Origin of the sequence: Microcoleus sp. B3-D2, from assembly GCF_036705345.1 — a bacterium.
In the GTDB taxonomy this organism is placed as follows: domain Bacteria; phylum Cyanobacteriota; class Cyanobacteriia; order Cyanobacteriales; family Microcoleaceae; genus Microcoleus.
This window is the reverse complement of sequence record NZ_JAUBUG010000059.1, coordinates 5,959-26,554: the sequence shown is the minus strand read 5'-3', so window position 1 is coordinate 26,554 and position 20,596 is coordinate 5,959. Positions and strand designations below refer to the sequence as shown.

10 protein-coding genes and 1 pseudogene are annotated in these 20,596 nt (G+C 46.2%); 2 read left to right on the top strand and 9 right to left on the bottom strand.

The window, feature by feature from the left end; all coding sequences use genetic code 11:
• Positions 1 to 92: 92 nt before the first annotated feature.
• The 7 genes from QUB14_RS20905 to treZ all read right to left on the bottom strand — a co-directional run bounded on the left by QUB14_RS20905 (position 93) and on the right by treZ (position 14,855).
• Positions 93 to 3,296: an efflux RND transporter permease subunit gene (locus QUB14_RS20905; protein WP_333214846.1), complete on the bottom strand. Its 3,204-nt coding sequence runs from the start codon at positions 3,294 to 3,296 to the stop codon at positions 93 to 95.
• 149 nt (positions 3,297 to 3,445) lie between these two features.
• Entirely contained in the window at positions 3,446 to 5,236 is a 1,791-nt protein-coding gene (locus QUB14_RS20900; RefSeq protein ID WP_333214845.1) for an efflux RND transporter periplasmic adaptor subunit, read from the bottom strand.
• Between the two features lie 271 nt (positions 5,237 to 5,507).
• Complete coding sequence (locus QUB14_RS20895; RefSeq protein WP_333214844.1) at positions 5,508 to 6,116, bottom strand: PadR family transcriptional regulator; 609 nt, start codon at positions 6,114 to 6,116, stop codon at positions 5,508 to 5,510.
• A gap of 723 nt (positions 6,117 to 6,839) precedes the next feature.
• Positions 6,840 to 7,352: a DUF4112 domain-containing protein gene (locus tag QUB14_RS20890; protein ID WP_333214843.1), complete on the bottom strand. Its 513-nt coding sequence runs from the start codon at positions 7,350 to 7,352 to the stop codon at positions 6,840 to 6,842.
• Between the two features lie 198 nt (positions 7,353 to 7,550).
• Positions 7,551 to 9,458, bottom strand: a complete 1,908-nt coding sequence (dnaK, locus tag QUB14_RS20885; protein WP_333214841.1) for a molecular chaperone DnaK — start codon at positions 9,456 to 9,458, stop codon at positions 7,551 to 7,553.
• A gap of 544 nt (positions 9,459 to 10,002) precedes the next feature.
• Positions 10,003 to 12,798, bottom strand: a complete 2,796-nt coding sequence (gene treY / locus QUB14_RS20880; RefSeq protein ID WP_333214839.1) for a malto-oligosyltrehalose synthase — start codon at positions 12,796 to 12,798, stop codon at positions 10,003 to 10,005.
• A gap of 227 nt (positions 12,799 to 13,025) precedes the next feature.
• Positions 13,026 to 14,855, bottom strand: coding sequence for a malto-oligosyltrehalose trehalohydrolase (gene treZ, locus QUB14_RS20875; RefSeq protein WP_333214838.1), 1,830 nt, complete (start codon positions 14,853 to 14,855; stop codon positions 13,026 to 13,028).
• A 316-nt stretch (positions 14,856 to 15,171) separates the two neighbouring features.
• Between treZ and QUB14_RS20870 the strand changes: the two genes are divergently transcribed.
• Positions 15,172 to 17,232: an amylo-alpha-1,6-glucosidase gene (locus QUB14_RS20870; protein ID WP_333214885.1), complete on the top strand. Its 2,061-nt coding sequence runs from the start codon at positions 15,172 to 15,174 to the stop codon at positions 17,230 to 17,232.
• A 208-nt stretch (positions 17,233 to 17,440) separates the two neighbouring features.
• A complete protein-coding gene (locus QUB14_RS20865) occupies positions 17,441 to 18,481 on the top strand; it encodes a glucokinase (protein ID WP_333214837.1) in 1,041 nt (346 codons plus the stop codon).
• Positions 18,482 to 18,644: 163 nt separating this feature from the next.
• Here the strand turns inward: QUB14_RS20865 and QUB14_RS20860 are convergent.
• Both QUB14_RS20860 and QUB14_RS20855 read right to left on the bottom strand, forming a co-directional pair.
• Positions 18,645 to 19,711, bottom strand: a pseudogene (locus QUB14_RS20860) (ISKra4 family transposase).
• Positions 19,712 to 19,958: 247 nt separating this feature from the next.
• Positions 19,959 to 20,596: tetratricopeptide repeat protein (locus QUB14_RS20855; RefSeq protein WP_333297310.1), on the bottom strand; the 638-nt coding region annotated here is incomplete at its 5' end.

Here is a 20,596-nt window from a genome sequence, read left to right as displayed (position 1 = left end):
GGGGGACTTTGGGGGTTTTGATGCGGGATTGGCGGGTTTTGGACGATCGCACCAATTCAACTCACAAAACGATCGCCTTTTCAACTTACCAACTACAACGGCGATACTTTATCGCGTTCAATCTCCTCGTGGTGAGTTGTTTTCCCGTTCAAAATTGTGCCATCCTCGGGCGGATTTTGCGGGCGATCGCGCTTCCTAAAGCGATCGCGAGCCGAGACAACCACCACATACAGAACCGGCACTATAAACAAACTCAAGACAGTAGAAACAACCATTCCCCCCGCGATCGCATTCCCTAGCGATCGGCGGCTCGCTGCACCCGCACCTTCTGGGTTAACCAGAGGAGCAATACCCAAAACAAATGATAAAGAAGTCATCAAAATCGGTCGTAAACGCTCTTGAGAAGCCTCAACTGCCGCCTTAGCAATTGAATATCCCTGCTCCCGTAACTGGTTAGCAAACTCCACGATTAAAATCGCATTTTTACTAGCCAACCCAATCAACATCACCAAACCAATCTGGCAATAAACATCATTCGCCAAACCCCGCAACGACTGAGCTAAAAGAGCACCTAAAATCGCCAGAGGCACCGATAGCAAAATAATGAAAGGATCGACATAATTTTCGTACTGAGCCGCCAACACCAAAAACACAAAAATCAGCCCCAAACCGAAAATAATCGGTGCTTGACCGCCCGACTCAATTTCTTCTAAAGAACTCCCCGACCATTCATAGCCAAAACCCGAGGGCAAAACTTGAGCCGACACCTTTTCCATCGATTTTAGCGCCTGTCCAGAACTCGCTCCCGGAGCCGGAGTGCCAGTAATTTCAATTGACCTATATAAATTGTAGTGGTTAACACTTTGCGCTCCCACCACCGGAGTGATCTTCACCAAATTGCTCAAAGAAATCATTTCATTCTTTCCAGAACGCACATACAATTTCCCAATATCTTCAGGGTTATCACGAAACTGTTTATCCGCCTGAACATACACCCGATAATTGCGCTGCTGGAGATTAAAATCATTCACATACTGAGCCCCCAGAGCCGTTTGTAGCGTACTGAAAACATCATTAATGGGAATATCTAGAGCCTTAGCTCGATTGCGGTCAACCTCCACAATTAATTGAGGCGTATTCGCAGCAAACGTACTAAATACCGCTTGCAATCCCGGTGTCTGATTTGCCTGCTTTAAAATCCCGCCCATAGTCTGGACTAAGCCATCTAAACCGCTGTTACCTTTGCGGTCTTGCAATTGAAATTGGAAACCCCCAAATTGACCTAAACCTTGAATCGCAGGCGGATTCACGGGGAAAATTCTCGCTTCGGGAATCGAGAAAAACTTACCCCGCAACTTACCAATAATCGCTTGTACAGTTTGATCTTCTCCGTGACGTTCTTCCCAGCCTTTAAGTGTAGTAAATATAATCCCCTGGTTGGAACTGTTACCACTAAAACCAAAGCCACCTACAGAAAAAGTCCCCACAACTTCAGGAACTTTGAGGATTTCTTGTTCAACTTTGTCCATCACCTGCTGGGTGTATTGCAGTGAAACACCTTGAGGCCCTTGAATAATTGTCAGAAAATAGCCCTGGTCTTCCTCTGGGATAAATGCGGTCGGTACTGCTAAATAAAGCCAAGCGGTGAATCCCAGAGAAGCGATAAACAACAGGGTAACAATGGTTTTAAATCGTGTTAAGAATATTAAGGAATCTCTATATTTCTTTTGCGTCCAATCCAGAAAAATATTAATCCGGTTAAACACCCAACCCAACGGGCCGCCAAACTTCTTACCTGGGCGCAGTAATATAGCGGCAAGTGAGGGAGTAAGAGTAACCGCCATAAAGGTAGAAAGCAGAACGGAAAAAGCAATTGTCAGGGCAAATTGTTTATAGAGTGCTCCCGTTGTCCCTGGGAAAAATGCCACGGGTACGAACACGGCCATCAATACTAAGGAAGTGGCAATTACAGCACTAAAAAGTTCCCGCATTGACTCGGAAGCTGCTTGGCGGGCATTCATACCTTGGCGGACTAGACGGTCAATATTTTCGACTACGATGATAGCGTCATCAACCACTAAACCTGTTGCTAAGGTAAGACCAAATAGAGACAAACTGTTAATCGTAAAGCCGAAAGCTTTGATAAAGGCAAATGTCCCAATCAACGAAATCGGAATTGTGAGGGTGGGAATAATCGTAGTGCGCCAATCTTGCAGGAAAACAAAAATAACTATCACCACTAGCAAGACTGCTTCAAACAGAGTTTTGACTACTTCTGCCATTGACTCTTGGACAAATTGAGTCGTATCTAGTGCGGTTCTATGTATCACCCCCGGAGGGAAGTTTTTAGCTAATTTTGCCATTTCTGCTTTGACGGCCTGGGCAACATTTAGAGCATTACTTCCGGGTAATTGGTAAATCCCTAAACCCACAGCGTCATTCCCTCGAAATCGCAGGAAAGAGTTATAATTTTCTGCTCCTAATTCTGCTCTACCGACATCTTTTAACTTAATTAAAGTTCCATTTGCTTCGCTTTTAATAACTAGGTCTTCAAATTCTGTGGGGCTTTTTAGACGACTTTCTGCACTCAAATCAATCTGATACATTTGCCCCTCGGGAGCTGGTTCTTGACCAATTCTTCCTACACCAACTTGCAAGTTTTGTTCATTAATTGCTCTTGTTACATCTTGCATTGTTAGCTTCCGAGCAGCTAATTTATTGGGGTCTATCCACAGGCGCATAGCATAGCGTCTTTCCCCAAAAATTCGCACGTCGCCCACGCCTTTTACTCTCTTTAAAGTGTCGGCTAAATAGAGGTCGGCGTAGTTGCTTAAAAATATGGTATCGTATTCTTTATTTTCGGTGAATAATCCTATAGCCAGCAGCAGGCTGTTAGATTGTTTTGTAACTGTAACTCCTGTGCGTTGTACGACATCTGGCAGTTGTGGTTGAGCAACTGCAACTCGATTTTGCACATCGACGGCGGCGATATCTTTGTCGCGGGAAGTATCAAAGGTGGCTGTAATGGTGCTAGTTCCACTGTTAGTGCTACTGGAAGTTAGATATTTCAGTCCTTCAATGCCGTTGATTTGCCTTTCTAGGATGTTTGTTACCGCATTTTCGACAACTTCAGCATTCGCACCGCTATAGTTGGCTGTGACGTTGATTTGGGTGGGGCTGATGTCGGGGAAGCGTTCGATCGGCAATGTGGGAATGCTGATTGCGCCTACCAAAACAATAATGAAGGCGCAGACGCTAGCAAAGACAGGTCGTTTAATAAAGAAATCTGCAAACATTATTTGGGTAATGGGTAGTTGCGGATGGCTAATGAGTAATTGCTAATGGTGTTCGGGATTTAAGGATTTAAGGATGAACAGGATTAATTTTAGTCACCCTCAATTTAATCCTGTAAATCTTGAAAATCTGGTTCAACCTAATTCAGATATTAATTTTTGCTACCCACTGGTAATTGGGTCTTTTTCCCTTCTGGCACCTCGGGTTGTTGAGCCATAATCGGAACACCGTCTGTGAGGTTAAGGATGCCTGCGGTAACAATTTTTTCGCCTGCTTGCAAACCTTCGATAACTTGATAATTATTCCCCTCAATGGCTCCCAATTTTACGGACTTTTGCCGTGCTATTAAAGGTGGCGCTCCAGGTTGTGGCTGTTCTGGCTTTTGAGCTGTGAAGACAAAAGTTTCTCCACCTAAGCGAGTGACTGCTGTTACTGGAACTAAAATTCCGGGGTTCTGTTTCCAGATGACTTTAGCTTTTACAAACTGGAGATTAAGCAGTTCGCCGCTGGGGTTGGGAAAGGTGGCTTTAGCTAAAATTGTTTGGGAATTGGCGCTGACGTTGGGGGAGATAAAACTGATTTGACCTTGGGCGATCGCCTTACCTTGAGCGTCGAGCATTTGTACTGGCAGCCCTAAGCGTAATTGAGGCTGCCGTTCCAAAGGAATTGATAACCGCAAGTCTAGCAATTGGTTCTCTGTCAGGGTGGCAATGGCGTTACCTTTTTGCAAGTAATCACCTACTTTCACTGGTATGTCGCCGATGACTCCCGCGAAGGGCGCGATGACAGCAGTTTCTTGCAGTTGTACTTCAAAACCGCGCACTTGAGCGGCGGCCTCGGCAACTTGCGCTTGGGCTTGATCGATCTGTTCTTGGCGAGTACCGTTGGCTAACTGGGCTAATCTGCTCTTGGCTTGTGCGACTTCTGCTTCGGCTTTGGCTATTTCCTCTGGGCGCGAACCGTTTTGCAATTGCCGCAAAGCTTGCCGCTGCTGTTGCAAGGCTGCTGTCCGGCGCTCGATCTCGGCTTGTCTGTTCTTTTGCCGCTGCTCGAACCGCCTTTGAGCTTCTCGGAGATTGGCTTTGGCGGTGCCTTCTTTTTGGGTGTATTGTTCGAGGGTGTTCGCGGATTCTGCACCTTCTTTTGCCAATGCCTGATATCTGGCAAGCTGCTGGCTGGCTAATTTTGCTTCGGCTGTGCTTGCTTCTATTTGCGCTCTGGCTTGGGCGATGTCTTCTAAGAGGCTACCTGTTTGGGCGTCGGCGAGGTCGGCTTCAGCTTGGGAAACGCGGGCTTGGGCTTGACCAATTTCTTCTGGCCGACTGCCCGATCGCAGTTGGGCTAGGTTGGCTTGGGCTTGGGCGACTTGGGCTTGAGCTTGGGCGATTTCTTCGGGCCTGGCTCCTGCTTGCAATTCCGCTAAGTGGGATTGAGCGCGGATCAGGTTGGCTTGGGATTGCCTCAAGTCAGCTTGGGCGCTGTCGCTTTTCATGCGGGCGATGGCTTGCCCTTTGTTTATGAAGTCCCCGGATTTGACAAAAATCTCCGTGACTAGCCCTTCTACTTCGGGTTTGATTTCTACCGAACGCTTGGCTTCTAAGCTGCTGACAAATTCCGAGGAATCTTGGACTGAGCTGGTTTGTACGGCTGCGAGCTTGACTGGTATGCCTGGGGGTTGGGCTGCTGCTGCCGGTTGCTGTGCGCGATTATGACCCGATTGCCACGAGTACCAGCCGAAACCTGCTGCGCCTGTGGCGATCGCGAGCGCGGCAATTAGGGGCCAGCGCGATCGTCGTTTAGCAACAGGTTCGGGGCGATCGCCGGCAACGGCTGCAAAATCCTGCAGTTGCTCGCTGTCTGCATCGGTTGGGTGCTGTTCCGGTGTGGGAGATTTTTGCTCTTGGGCTTCAACGACGGATTCTGGGGATTTAGAATAACTCATGGGCAGCACCACTTAGATTTTTTTTAACTTCTGACTTACTGAAACTTTGGCGGAATCTTTGATTTCTCCGGTGCCCCCCTCAAACAGAGGGGGAATAAGGACAAGCGCTTTTAAACAGGATTGAATCTGGAAAGTACCTTTTTAATGAGGTTGGGGTATGTGCAGGGCTTTAGTCCGATCGCAGTTAGCCAAGCTAGGGAGTGATTCTTTTTAGGAAAGCTTCTTGTTATATCTCAAAAGTTACGATGGCAGGAATAATTGCACATCCTTCTTATGAGTCACCTGAGTGGGTGAGTTGCAAGGATTTTTCCTTGGAGTCGGCGGATTCAGCGGAGGTTGGGAACTCACGCACTCGGGCGATCGCGCTTCTTTCCTTGGCTAGCTGCTCGGTTAACCACTCTATCTCTGACGCCAGCACTGACTTGCAGCGATCGCCAGAGGCGAATTGATAGTCATCGGTTAGTGGATATTCGCTTTTGAGGCTTTCGATGTAGTCTTGCCGGGTGTAACAGGCTCGCAAGCGGTGTTCCAACAATTTCATCCGTTCGGCAGGTTCTAATTCGCCAAAAAAGAAAAACTTGATTTGGAACCGGGAACCACTGTTAACCCAGCTTTCTTGAGGGTGTTCGAGCATTTTTTGCCGCCAGAGTTCGCGCCCTTTGGCGGTAATTCCGTAGATTTTGCGCGGACAGCCCGCATCTCCGGCTTCTTCGGCTATTACCGAAATCTCCCCTCGCTCTTCCAAGCGCTTCAGCAGCGGGTAAATCGCTCCGTAGTTGACGCTGATGCAACTGCTCATAAACAGCTCCAGTTGTTGCTTTAACCGATAGCCGTGGAGGGGTTGCAACTGTAGCAGCCCAAGGGCTGATAATTCAAGCATTTATATCAGTTTGATATTATAGTCTGGATTATATCACTATATCGGACTCAAGGGGGAGCCGGTCAATAGCTAGTTTAAAAGAAAATTTAGGTTATATAGCATATCAAATAACACTTGTCAACAATCTTAAGATATATTTTTTGAGTTCAACAAAGGGCGATCACTTTACTTTTTATTATAAAACCCATTTGAGATGTAACAAGAGTGGGGATTCACCTCGATTTCGGTCAAAGACCAGACAGCATCTCAGTTGTTTCAAAAGTGAGATGCTGTCTGGTCTTTGATGTCTCATAAGTGCTTTAATAAACTTTGCTCAACAGATCCTATTTCTGCCACATATCTCTTCTTGGTAAGAGGCTCAGAACTTTTCTTGGTATGGGTTGGTTAAATTTTAAAACACTGACACATTTTAGTATTTATTGAAGATGGCTCGCACTCCCTGTTTTTTGGTAGCTGATACTGATATTATTTTTCTCAAGTATTGCAGCCAAAAAAGTGTTGGGTTTGTTTTCACTCGCCCTGTTTGTAATGTACAGATATGTGAGATTATCGCTCTTTGTTTAGGGAGAAAAAAAAGCAACGCAGCCTACGGGTAGTTAAACCAAGATGTTTTTCCCTGCTATTAATCATCCTCAAAGAAGATTTTTAAGGAATACTTTCCCCGATTAGATGCTATTAATATGACACAAACAGAGTGATTTATCTTCAGCCTCCAACCAAAGATTAACGCCCTGTAATTACTTGAAATAGCCACCCAAAAAGCATCACGCTCAAGAAAATCACGCCTCCGACAATTAACATCAAACCCAACAGCAGCCCCGCCACAAATAGCCAATCGGCTTTTTTCCCAGGTTCAGGGGAACCTAAATGAGCGTCCAGCAATTCTATATTCTTGACATTAGCTTTCCAAGTAACATCCAACAAGTCTCCGGCAACGGGTACAGTACCGGCAAATGTATCAAATACGATATTAGCTGCCATTTTTACTAAAGTCTCTTGAGGCACTCCCATTTGAGCGGATTTGAAGACAACATAGCCGGCAAAAATTGAACTGATTAAATCGCCGCCGCCCGGTATCAGTCCTAATATTGGATCGAGTCCAATGCGGTATTTTGTGCCGGGAATCGGAATTGCATTGTCTAGTAAATGGCTGATCCGGCGGATTCGGCGCAAGGATGCAACATGAGATTGGCTGGGAGTATTTGCGGAGGAATTTTGTATAGGAGAACGTGACATTTAATTACTCTCGGTTGCGCTATTACTGCTAGTTTATGATATTTGTTGAAGCATATTCTAGTTTTGTCTATATGCCTCAAGCAAGATTTTTAGTAATTTTAGCCGATCGGCTTTTGTTTGTTTTTGAATGAACAGAAACCCGGTTTCTGTTCAAAACCGGGTTTCTTGCTTCTAGCTGGGGGCTTTTAATTTAGCCTTTTATTTGTTGCCTTCTGTGAAGTCGGCGTCAATCACGTCGTCGCCGCCGCCAGTGGGGCCGCCGTCTCCATAGCCACCAGGGCCGCCAGCGCCATCAGTTGGGCCACCTGCTTGCTGGTACAGGTTGCTGCTGACAGCGTAGAATGCTTGCTGCAACTCTGTTGTCAAGGTTTTGATCCGATCGTCATCTTCACTGGCGATCGCATCGCGCAAGTCTTTGATCAAGCCTTCAACCTTAGTCTTGTCAGCAGCGGGAACTTTATCACCCAATTCTGCCAACTGCTTCTCAATTTGATAGGCTAAAGAATCGCCTTGGTTTTTGCGATCGATCCTTTCGCGACGCTCTTTGTCAGCAGCCGCATTGGCCTCGGCTTCCTTGACCATTTTCTCGACTTCATTGCTGGGCAAAGTAGAAGCACCAGTAATGCTAATCGATTGCTCCTTACCAGTACCTTTATCCTTAGCAGCTACATTCAAAATACCGTTAGCATCGATATCGAAAGTAACTTCAATTTGAGGTACGCCACGGGGGGCTGGTGGAACTCCATCTAAGCGGAAGGTTCCCAAATCCTTGTTATCGTTTGCCATTTCCCGTTCGCCTTGCAAAACGTGAATTTCCACGTTTGTTTGGCCGTCTACAGCAGTCGAGAAAGTTTCCGACTTCTTGGTAGGAATAGTGGTGTTGCGGGGAATGATTTTGGTCATCACGCCGCCCAAGGTTTCGACGCCGAGAGACAGCGGAGTAACGTCGAGCAACAGAATGTCTTTGACTTCGCCGGAGAGTACGCCTGCTTGAATTGCTGCACCCACTGCGACCACTTCGTCCGGGTTTACCGTTTGGTTGGGGTCTTTGCCGAGGAGTTTTTTGACCAGTTCTTGCACCGCAGGAATCCGCGTCGAACCACCAACTAAGACGACTTCATTAATTGCCGATTTGTCTAATTTGGCGTCGCGGATCGCGTTTTCTACCGGGATGCGAGAGCGATCGATCAAATCCGAGCACAGTTCTTCAAACTTGCCCCGCGTCAAAGTCGTGTCCAAGTGTTTTGGCCCGTCTTGAGTCGCGGTAATAAACGGCAGGTTGATTTCTGCTTGGGTAACGCTCGAAAGTTCAATCTTGGCTTTTTCTGCTGCTTCCGTCAGGCGTTGCAGTGCTTGTTTGTCTTTGCGGAGGTCAATGCCTTCGGCTCTTTGGAATTCGTTAGCGATGAAATCAACAATTTTTTTATCAAAATCGTCACCGCCGAGGTGAGTGTCTCCAGAAGTTGCTAACACTTCAAACACGCCGTCGCCTACTTCAAGAATAGATACGTCGAAAGTACCGCCACCTAAGTCAAATACGAGGATGGTTTCGTTGCTCTTTTTATCTAACCCGTAAGCTAAAGCTGCTGCTGTAGGTTCGTTAATAATCCGCAGCACTTCTATACCGGCAATTTTTCCCGCGTCTTTCGTAGCTTGGCGCTGGGAGTCGTTGAAGTAAGCGGGAACAGTAATTACCGCTTGGGTAACTGTTTCGCCGAGGTATTTGCTGGCGTCTTCTACGAGTTTGCGGAGAACTTGTGCAGAAATTTCTTCTGGTGCAAATTGCTTGCCGCGGGCGGGACAGTCTAGTTTGAGGCTGTTGCCAACTTTGAGAACTTTGTAGGAAACTTCAGTGGTTTCGTGGGTTACTTCATCAACCCGACGCCCGATAAACCGTTTTACTGAGTAAAAGGTGTTTTCGGCGTTCATCACGGCTTGACGCTTGGCGATTTGTCCGACAAGTTGATCGCCATTTTTAGCATAAGCTACTACGGAAGGTGTGGTGCGACCCCCTTCGGCGTTGGCTATGACGGTGGGTTTGCCGCCTTCCATAACTGCGACGCAGGAGTTTGTCGTACCTAAGTCAATTCCAACTACTTTTCCCATAGGGGTGTTCCGGCTCCAATCTCTACAAAATTTTGGTGTTCTATCTGTGCGATAGTCTGGTTATTCAGGACTGCGATTTTACCTCGCGGTTTACGGGTAGTGAGTCCTGCTTTAATACAGTCTTCGATAGGGTGCTTATCTCTATACTGCGGGCGGTAGACCTTGCGATGAAGGGGTATTTACCGAACCTATTGGGGGACGGTTGCATCCGTGAGGCTTGCACCGCTACAGTTGTTGACTGCTTTGCTTTTCTTTACTCTTCCCAATGTACGGTGTGCGATCCATTCGGGTATTGTGGCAAACCGTATACGTTGTGTTGTATTTGCCGTCTTTGTTGTATAAATTTTGTTTGGTTGGTAGGGGCGATCGGTTTTTTGGCTTCAAATCAGGTTTAATTTCAATTCTGAAAAGGGACACGGCAATGCCCTGTCCCTATCAGTTTACTTCCAGGCTGTGCCTGGGAAGGAATATATTATTGAGGGAGAGCCTCAAGTCCCCCTCCTGGGAATCTCGGAAAATTATTGAATTTTCCAGCTTTTAATTGCTATTTTTCACCGATCAGCAGAGCTACCGGAAAGTAACTCAGAGCTTCACCAATTGCCAACGTACCGTTACTTTCTACCGCCTGATTTGTAATTGCATCTTTCCAAACCGACGGCATTTGGTCGGATAATTTCAAATTAGTATCTTTCCAGACTTGTTTGCCGATCGGCAATTCTTCCGGTTTGACAATTCCCGTGAAAAACCGGGGAGCAATGACAATAACTGTAGTATCTTCAAAGCTTCTGGCAAAGGCAACAACGTTATCTTTAAACGTGCCAACTGCTTGCAGGGGCAGATAATCGCCTGATTGAAAAACTTGCAAGTATTTTTTTCGGGCTTCTAGCACTCTTGTCGTCAAAAATAACTTAATTCTCGCGTCTTCTCGCGTCGCAATCAAATCTTCAACCAGTTGCAAAGTATCCGTCTGAGCTTGCTCTTTAATTTCCCGCAAAACCTCGATTCTGCGGTCAAAATCAACGGGACGGCGGTTATCCGGATCGACGTGGCTTAAATCCCAGAATTCCGTCCCTTGATAAATGTCTGGAACGCCCGGAGCAGCGAGTTTCAGCAGCGTTTGAGATAAAGAATTGAAAATTCCGTAATTAGCTACTTTTTTGCAGAAAGGTATAAATTTGCTGAGAAACTGATTTTGTTCCGAAGGTTCGAGAACACTATCGATAAAGGTCATAAAACCAGCTTCGTAGTCGTTATCCGGTCTCAGCCAAGCCGTATAAACTTTGGCTTCGCGGACGGCTTTAATGGCATAATCTTTCAGGCGATCGACATAATCAGTGTTTTCAATTCCCTCAAAGGGAAAAGTGCCGATCATAGTTTGGTACAAGAAGTATTCGTCGTTAGTACTGGGAACCATTCGATTCACAAAGTTGACTTTCTTAGAAGAGTTTAGCTCTCTCCAAGACTTGACTTGCTGTTCCCATTCATCGGGAATTTCGGACAAAACGTTAATTCGAGCTCGCACATCTTCGCCGCGTTTGGTATCGTGGGTAGCTGTAGCATTCATTTTGTGCGGCCAAGCGACTTGCTGCTTTTTGTTGAACTCGTGAAAATCTACCAGCGACACGCCGAACTGACTGGGGTTTCCTCCCACTTCGTTGAGCGATAAAAGCCGATAGTAGACGTATAAAAGCGTGTCTTCAACGCCTTTGGCCATCAAAGGCCCTGTCAACTGCTGGAGTTTCATTACAAAGTGCCGGCGCTGCTCTTTTTGTTCGGTTGTTAGGGTTTCTTCTTCTTCCAGCAACAGCACCGTTTCGATAAATTTAAGTTCCTTGAGAAGTCGCGGTACTTGTTCTTTCGCGTGAGCGATCGCATATTTTACGTAAGTGCGATCGGACTCTCTCAAACCATCTTGATTGATGTAAGTCCGGTAGACTGGAAAAATCGTCAAAACAGCCGCCAATGCTTTTTCCAAACCGGGACGAGTAAAATCATTTCCCTGTCTCGATTGACCGGAGATATTCTTCAAAAGTTGAGCTAGATTGTCTACATCTCCCGCCAAGTTTTTCTCAACAATCAGCCCTTTTTTATCTAAAAACAACTGTTCGTAGGGAACGGTCAAGCGAGTAAATCTATGATATATTTCGCTAAATTGCTGTTCGCGATCGCACCGACAAAAAACGCCGTTTACGTAATTCAAAAAGTCGTAGCCGCTAGTTCCCTCAATCGGCCAATATGACGGCAAATCTTCTTCGTGTTCCAGAATCTTTTCAACAGTAATGTAAGTGTCTCCGGTTTTCTCCCGGAGCCGTTTCAAATATTCTGTGGGGTCGTACAGTCCGTCGATGTGGTCGATTCTCAATCCGGTAAACTTTTCCTCATCAACCATGTCAAATATCAGAGCATGGTTTTTGTGAAAAACTTTAACCTCTTCAACTTTTACCGAAATAAGTTCGTTGACTGTAAAAAACCTTCGGTAGTTAATTTCTTCGGCCCCCACTTTCCAGAAAGCCAGACGGTAAAACTGCTCGGAAAGCAAATCGTCTAGCAGATTAAAGCTTTCGGCATTTCCCTTTTCTCCGTTAAAAACTTTGATATTTTCATCGATGAATTCCTGTACAAGGGGATTTTGATTGTAGAGTTCCCAGAGCAGTCCTTTGACAAAAGCTATCTGATCGTATCGGGTTTTACCTTTAGTTTCTGAAGGTGTATTTTTAATCAAATAAAGAATCCCCAAAAACTTGATAAAATCAGGATGGCGTCTGCCTAATTCCCTGGCTAAATGCCCCAAATTATGACTGATAAATTTAGCATAAGATTCAATTCTTACTGGCAATTGTAAGCTATAATAATTGATGCTCAGCCCATTTTCGCTGTATTTGAGTTGAATCTCGCCATTTTCCAGACACTCTCCATAAAAATTGCCCAGCAGCGGCGCCAAAACTCGACCTCTGAGATGTTCGTAAGCGTGATTCCATTCAATATCGAAGTAATCGAAATAGTCGGAATCCGGCCCGTGTTCCAATACGTCTAACAGCAGCAAGTTTTGAGTGTCGTAAGCCATGTGGTTTGGGACAATATCTTGCAGCCATCCCATGTTCCGTTTCTTGATTTCGTATGTGAGGGCTTCAAAATTTTCTGATGTTCCCAATTCGGGATTGAGCAGATTTGAGTCAACGACATCGTATCCGTGAGAGCTGCCTTTTCTGGCTTTAAATATCGGTGAAGCGTAAACGTCGGTAATTCCTAAATCTTCCAGATAGCTCAGGATTTGTTTGGCGGCTTCAAAGTTAAAACCTGCATGAAATTGAAGCCGGTAAGTGGTTGTGGGAATTCTCATCTTAATTTTACTCCTAATTAATTAGTTGGTCGGGTTTGTTGTTTAAAATTAGAAATAGTAGGTTGAGTGGAAAACGAACCCTCCGTTTCACTGCGCCCAAACCCATCAATTTGAGATTTAAGTGAGATTTGAGATTTTTGCTTCCATCTAAAATCTCAAATCGCCAATCTAAAATCAGTTGTTGGGTTGAGCGGCAGCGAACCCTACGCTTCGCTCCGCCCAACCTACTATTTCTGTATTATTTCGTAGAGTGCGAAACTCTGGGGTTTAACAGTCAACTCTTGCTCTGAATTTATCTTGTCAGGCAAGCTAGAACCTGAACCCATCCATTTTTCATCAGCAGAGTCTAAAATTTTGTTCCAGTTGCCTTGGGGAAGTGCAGCCGTAAAAGCTACCTCTTGCCTGTTGAAGTTTAGAATGCAGAATATCTGGCTGTCATCTGTCCATCGGCGTAGAAATAAGATTTTTTCTGCTTCAATGCTGGACACTTCTAGACTGTTTTTGTCGAGTTTTTTAAGGGCTGGTATTGTCCGCCGCAGTTGAATCAAATGTTGGTGCCATTCCCAAAGGATTTTGTGTTTGCCTTCGGTTTGTTTTTCCCAGTTTAACTTACACTTATTGAAAGTCTCAGGACTCTGGGGGTCATTAAACTCGCCTCGACCTTCAAAAATTTTAAATTCTTGTTGTTTGTCTTTGCGGACAGCTTCAATTAAGTTTTCGTCCGAGTGGGAAATGAAGTAAAAAAACGGTGCTTCTTCTCCATACTCTTCTCCCATAAAAAAGAAGGGAATGTAGGGAGAAATTAAGACTGTGCCGGCTGCAAGTTTCAATCCTTCCAAGTCAACTAATTTGGAGAGTCGGTCTCCCAAAATGCGGTTGCCGATTTGGTCGTGGGTTTGGGCAAACACCAGAAATTTATGACCCGGTTCATCCTTAACAGAATTGCCGTGTTTCCGCTTTCTGTGGGGGGCGTACTGGCCGGAGTAAACAAAGCTTTCTTTGAAGGCTTTTTCTAAGTGTTCGCACTTGCCGAAATCTTGGTAGTATCGGTCGTCTTCTCCAGTGAGCAAGGCGTGCAGTGCGTGGTGGAAGTCATCGCACCATTGGGCGTCTAATCCGAAGCCACCGAGTTCTTTAGGACGTATAGTGCGGATATCGTTTAAATCGCTTTCGGCTATTAAGTAAAGTTTCCGCCCTAGTTCTTGGGAAATATCGGCTGTGGCATCAGAGAGTTCTTGTAAAAAAGGTCTGGCACCTACTTCAAATATTGCTTGAATTGCATCTAATCTCAGGGCATCGATGTGATAGTCTCGAAACCAGTAGAGGGCGTTTTCAATAAAGTAGTTGCGTACGCCGTCGCTGTAGGCGTCGTCGAAGTTGAGGGGGTCTCCCCAAACTGAGCCGTATTTTGATGTAAAGTAAGGGCCGAAGTCACGGAGGTAGTTTCCTTCGGGGCCGAGGTGGTTGAAAACTACATCAAGAATTACTGAAATGCCGTGTTCGTGGCAGGCGTTGACGAGTGTTTTGAAGCCTTCGGGGCCGCCGTAGGAGTTTTGAACCGCGTAGGGATATACGCCGTCGTATCCCCAGTTTCGCTCGCCGGGGAATTGGGCTACTGGCATTATTTCGATGGCGTTGATTCCCAATTCTTTAAGTTGTTTTAGCTGGGGAATTATTGCTTCAAATGTTCCGGCTTGGGTGAATGTGCCGACGTGCAGTTCGTAAATAATCATTTCGGCTAGCGGCACGCCTTGCCAGTTTGTGTCAGTCCAAGTAAAAATATTTTCATCTATTACTTGCGACGGAGCGTGTACGCCTTGGGGTTGATATTTTGAGGCTGGGTCTGGTCGGTCGGTTTTGCCGTCGATTTGGTAAGTGTAAAGGGTTCCTGGTTCGATGTCTGTAGCTGTGGTTTGCCAATAACCTTCTGCCGATTGTTGCAGGGGTATCAGGCGTTTTTCTGGGGAAACAATTTGGACTGCGATTTGTTTGAGGGTGGGCGCCCAAACGGTAAATTCACATTGGTTATTGCCGAGGTAATTGGCTCCTATCTTCACTTTGAGTTGTTCTCCTTATAAAATAGGTTGGTAGTTCGATCGCCCGACGCGCTATCAAATGCTTGCCCTTAACGTTCCGCGCCTGTTTAGACGGTAATATTACTTAATATCACAAACAACTAACTTTAGACAGAGGCCTCAAAGGCTAAAATTGTCTACCTGGCAAAATTAGCGGTTGGTTATGTCTAAATTAGAGCAGGAATCGGCACGGGGGCGATCGCCAAATTAACGGCCTGGAAGCGTTAATATTTCTGGTTGATATCATGTCGAAAATCTACCTAAAGGTAGGTCAAAAATCAGCGCGAGTGTGGATTTTATGGTTATGGCTTTTGGACGGGAAATCTGCTGCAATCTCGACTCGGCGGAGTCTCGGGAGTGGTTGGTCACAAACGGGATCGGCGGTTACGCTAGCGGGACGATCGCAAATCTCCTCACCCGCCGCTATCACGGCTTGCTGGTAGCTGCCCTCAAACCCCCGCTGGGACGCACTTTGATGCTCGCCAAGCTGGACGAGACGGCGGTGTATCACGATCGCGCCTATCCGCTTTATACGAACCGCTGGGCCGACGCGACGATGGAACCCCACGGCTACAACTACATCGAAAGCTTTCACCTAGAAGGCACGACGCCTGTTTGGAGGTTTGCTCTCGCCGACGCTATCCTGGAAAAGCGGATTTGGATGCAGCAAGGTGCTAACACAACATATATTCAATACCGCTTGCACCGTGCCTCACAGCCGATCGCCCTCGCTGTCAAAGCCCTAGTCAACTACCGCGACTACCACCACACGACGAGCGCCGGCGACTGGCAGATGAGCCTAGAAACCTTGGAACGCGGGGTTTGCGTGACTGCATTTCCCAAGGCTGCACCCCTGTATTTGCTGACAGATGCCACACCAGAGGCCAAATTTCGAGTCTCTGCGCCCTTATACAATTGGCATTACGGATTGGATCTAGCAGCCGAAAAGCGCCGCGGATTGGATTGCTGCGAGGATCACTTGCAGGCGGCGACTTTTCACATGACGATCGCACCGGGAAGTTCTCTCACATTGATAGCCAGCACCGAGAAAAATCCAGAACTCAACGGCGGTACAGCTTTAGAATCGCGTCGCACTTATGACCAACAACTGCTGCAAAACTGGTCAAAAGTGAGCGAATCTCCCGACTGGATCGATCACTTAGTGCTCGCCGCCGACCAATTTATCGTCAGCCGCCCGCTACCGGAGGAACCCGAGGGGAAAACGATCGTAGCCGGATATCCCTGGTTCAGCGACTGGGGGCGCGATACGATGATTAGCTTGCCAGGTCTCACAATCTGTACCGGGCGATCGGAAATTGCGCGATCGATTTTGCGGACATTTGCGCGGTATGTCGATCGGGGAATGCTGCCGAACCGCTTCCCGGATGCGGGCGGCGAACCGGAATACAACACCGCAGACGCGACGCTGTGGTACTTTGAGGCAATTCGCGCTTATATCGATGCCACGGGCGACGACGAACTTTTGACCGAACTCTGGCCGGTGTTATGTGAGATTGTGGACTGGCACTTGCAGGGTACTCGGTATAACATCCGCGTCGATCCCGATGACGGTTTAGTCTACGCGGGCGAAACCGGGGTGCAACTGACTTGGATGGATGCGAAAATCGGCGATTGGGTGGTGACGCCTCGGATTGGTAAGCCGATCGAACTCAGCGCGCTTTGGTACAATGCTATACAAGCTATGGCAAGTTTTGCTCAAAAACTGGGCAAGCCTCACAATGAATACCAACAATTGGGCGATCGAACGGCCGCCGGATTCCCTCGCTTCTGGAACGCCTCAACCGGTTACTGTTACGACGTTCTGGACGGCCCCGACGGACACGATAGCTCCCTGCGGCCCAACCAGATATTCGCCGTATCCTTGCCCCTAGACTCGATTCCTCCTCACTCCGCCAACTCCTTGTCAGCGGGGATGCGCCAGGAAACCCGCTATACACCGTTACTGACGCCCATCCAGCAGCGCGGCGTGGTGGACGCCTGCGCTCAACAGCTTCTAACTTCTGTCGGCCTCCGCAGCCTCTCGCCCCAGCATCCACAGTATCGCGGCGCATACGGAGGCGACCAATTGCAGCGCGACAGCGCCTACCACCAGGGCACAGTTTGGGGCTGGCTGATTGGCCCGTTTGTCTTGGCGCACTTGCACGTATACAAAAACCCAGCACAAGCTCGCGAATTCCTGGAACCGATGGCACATCATATAAGGGGCGGCGGAGTTGGGAGTCTGGGCGAAATTTTTGAGGGCGACGCCCCTCACTCGCCTCGGGGCTGCACGGCTCAAGCTTGGACTGTGGCTGAGGTGCTGCGGGCTTGGTTGGCAATTAATACTGTGGGTGTTTAAATTAGTAGTGTTATCAATCAGTTGGTAATATCGCAAATTCAAGCCCTCAAGAGAATCTCTCTTTCTCTGTCTGTTCTCTTTGTCTGCGTCAAGAGCACCTCTGCGGTTCGTTTAAAAAAAGAGTTCACCAATCTGCCTATCATTGCTATAAACTAGGTGGGTTATTCGGCAACAAAATCAAGACAACTACTAATTAAATAGGAGATTTATGGCATTATTATTAGCGGGCGATATTGGCGGAACTAAGACAATTTTGCGGTTAGTGGAAAGGACTGTTAACGGTGAAATGAACGCTCTTTACGAGTTTCGCTATCCGAGCGGGGAGTTTCCCGATTTAGTGCCGATGGTGCAGCAGTTTTTGACGGAAGCTGCTATGAAATTGGATTTTGCGCCATTGCCTGAAAAAGCTTGTTTTGCGATCGCAGGCCCGGTAGTTAACAACACTGCAAAACTGACTAATTTGCCTTGGATGCTGGATGCGAAGCGTCTGGAACAGGAATTAGGAATATCACACGTTAGTTTAATTAATGATTTTGTCGCGGTTGGCTACGGCGTGTGGGCTTTGGACGATCGAGATTTGCACACTTTGCAAGTTGGAAAACCCCGCCCATACGACCCAATTGCTGTGATTGGTGCGGGTACTGGTTTGGGAAATTGTTTTGGAATTCCCGAGGCAAATGGCATCAGGGTTTTTTCTTCGGAAGGGGGGCACGGTGACTTTGCTCCTCGTTCGGAGTTGGAGTTTCAATTGCTAAAATATTTGTTAGCAAAACACGACATTTCCCGAATATCGATCGAGCGTGTAGTTTCGGGACAAGGGATTGTTTCAATTTACCAGTTTTTGCGGGACAAAAAGTTTGCTCCTGAATCGTCCGAGATAGAGGAAGTTATCAAAAAATGGGAGTCAGAAATCGGGAAAACTGAAAAGAGTGTCGATCCGGGGGCGACAATTGCACAGGCGGCCCTCAAAAAGTGCGATCGGCTTTCGGAACAAACAATGCAAATGTTTGTAGAAGCTTACGGTGCAGTGGCGGGAAATCTGGCTGTGACATTGTTACCTTACGGCGGTTTGTACGTAGCTGGCGGCATTGCTGCTAAGATTTTGCCGCTGATTCTAGAAGGGGGTTTTATGCGAGCTTTTACGCACAAAGGTCGGATGGATTCGCTGTTAGAAATGATGCCCGTTCGATTGGTTTTGAATCCCAATGTAGGGTTAATTGGTGCGGCTGTTTGTGCGGCAGGTCTTTAGCTAAGGCACCGGAATGATAGAGGACACGGCATTGCCGTGTCCCTACCCCGATTCATTGTAGGGAAACGGCATTGCCGTGTCCTGATTTCTTAGATTATCCTCATTCAAGAATCTCAAATTTTCTGCGATCGTAAATAGGGTGCATCTCAGTTTTGCACATATATCAAGTGGAAAGTTGACCATTGAGATAAGCACAGCGCAGAGAAAGGATAGAGGCAACACTCTCGATATTCCACTGCGCTCCCGATAATTTTACCCTGAGCCCAATTCGTTTAATCGTTGATTCAACTGTTCCAGAACCGATAGAACTCAGGGACTCTTCTTGATAGTGTTGGTAGTTAACTATCCGGTTGCGATGGAACTCTAAATAATTGCAAAATGTTTTAAATGCTTTTCTTTTCAGGTCTTTAAATAAATTTATCACTTGATTAACTTGACCTGACCACAACAGACTTTCTGCTTGCTTTGAGCGTTTCAGTGAACCCCCTGCTTTATAGAGATTTTCTTTCAGATGATACCAATCTAAGATTTCTTGCCTTTGTTCAGTCACTCCAATTTCTTGAAATAAGTTCCAAATTCCGGGATGACCATCCCCTATACAATACATAGGGTCTAGCAATTTTTGGCTATTACTCCAATCAATTAAATCTTGATTATTTTGAAAGAAAGCTCCGCAATAAACATTATCTAAACACAGGGCTTTATAATCTTTCCAATAACATGGCTCACCCTTGTTTTCGGTGCGTAGCCTGACTTTACCTCCATCTAAGGTAATTTCTTGGACTCCTTGTTTAGATGTAGGCAATTCAAATTGTTGGTTCTTTACTAATCTCTGTAATGTACTATGAGACACTGGGATTCCCGTAAATGTTTCTAAATCTTTTTCTCCTTTTTGATAAGACTCATTGGCACTGATTATCAGAGCACACTTTTCCATCATGGGACTGAGTTGACTATAAGGTTTTAACCCGAAATATTCCGCCTGATTATTTGTAATCCTGAGCGACCCAACTACAGATTTTACTGTTCGTGTTCTTCCTGTTTTAATTCCTGATGCTGTTGAAAAAAAAAGCTACCTAATTCTGGTCCCACTTCTGATAATATTTTTTGACGGAGAGTTTTTTAGATACATTCAAAATTTGACAGTTCGGTTGAATCTGTATTTCTGTAAAGAATGGATGCTACCTCTTTTAAGTGTGCTTTTAGGCGCTTTTGGTCTTCGGGTGTCATTTTTTTCCCTCATCTTTTTTCACAGTTTTACTAGCTTTTTCATTTTCGCGCTTTTTTCATATATTTGCAAAAGTGAGATGCACCCCGTAAATATCCCTTAAACTAATCTGAAACTCAACCAATTCTAAACTTAACGTCTCATCTTCAGAGTCATATACAAAATCGGATGACTAATTATATCATAGCTTGAATTAAGTAGACTAAGTAAAATAGAATATCCTTTCTAGTTATCATCTAAAATTTAAAATTACTTCCCTTCCCGTTCTTTCAGCTTCCGCTGGGCCAACTCCTTCACCTGCGGATCTTGAGCGACGGCTAAAGCTTGGCGATAGCTTTCAATTGCTTTTACTTTGTCGCCTTTGAGTTCATAAGCAATGCCGCGATTGTAGAAGGCTTCTGCGTATTTAGGATTGAGTTTTAGGGCTTGATTGAAATCGGCAATGGCGCGATCGTATTCCTTTTTATCGTAGTAAGCATTGCCGCGATTGTAGAAGGCGTCTGCATCTTTAGGATTGAGTTTTAGGGCTTGATTGAAATCGGCAATGGCGCGATCGTATTCCTTTTTATCGTAGTAAGCATTGCCGCGATTGTAGAAGGTTACTGTATCTTTAGGATTGAGTTTTAGGGCTTGATTGAAATCGGCAATGGCGCGATCGTATTCCTTTTTATCGTAGTAAGCATTGCCGCGATTGTAGAAGGTGTCTGCATCTTTAGGATTGAGTAGAAGGGCTTGATTGAAATCGGCAATGGCGCGATCGTATTCCTTTTTATCGCCGTAAGCATTGCCGCGATTGTAGAAGGTGTCTGCATCTTTAGGATTGAGTTTTAGGGCTTGATTGAAATCGGCAATGGCGCGATCGTATTCCTTTTTATCGTAGTAAGCAT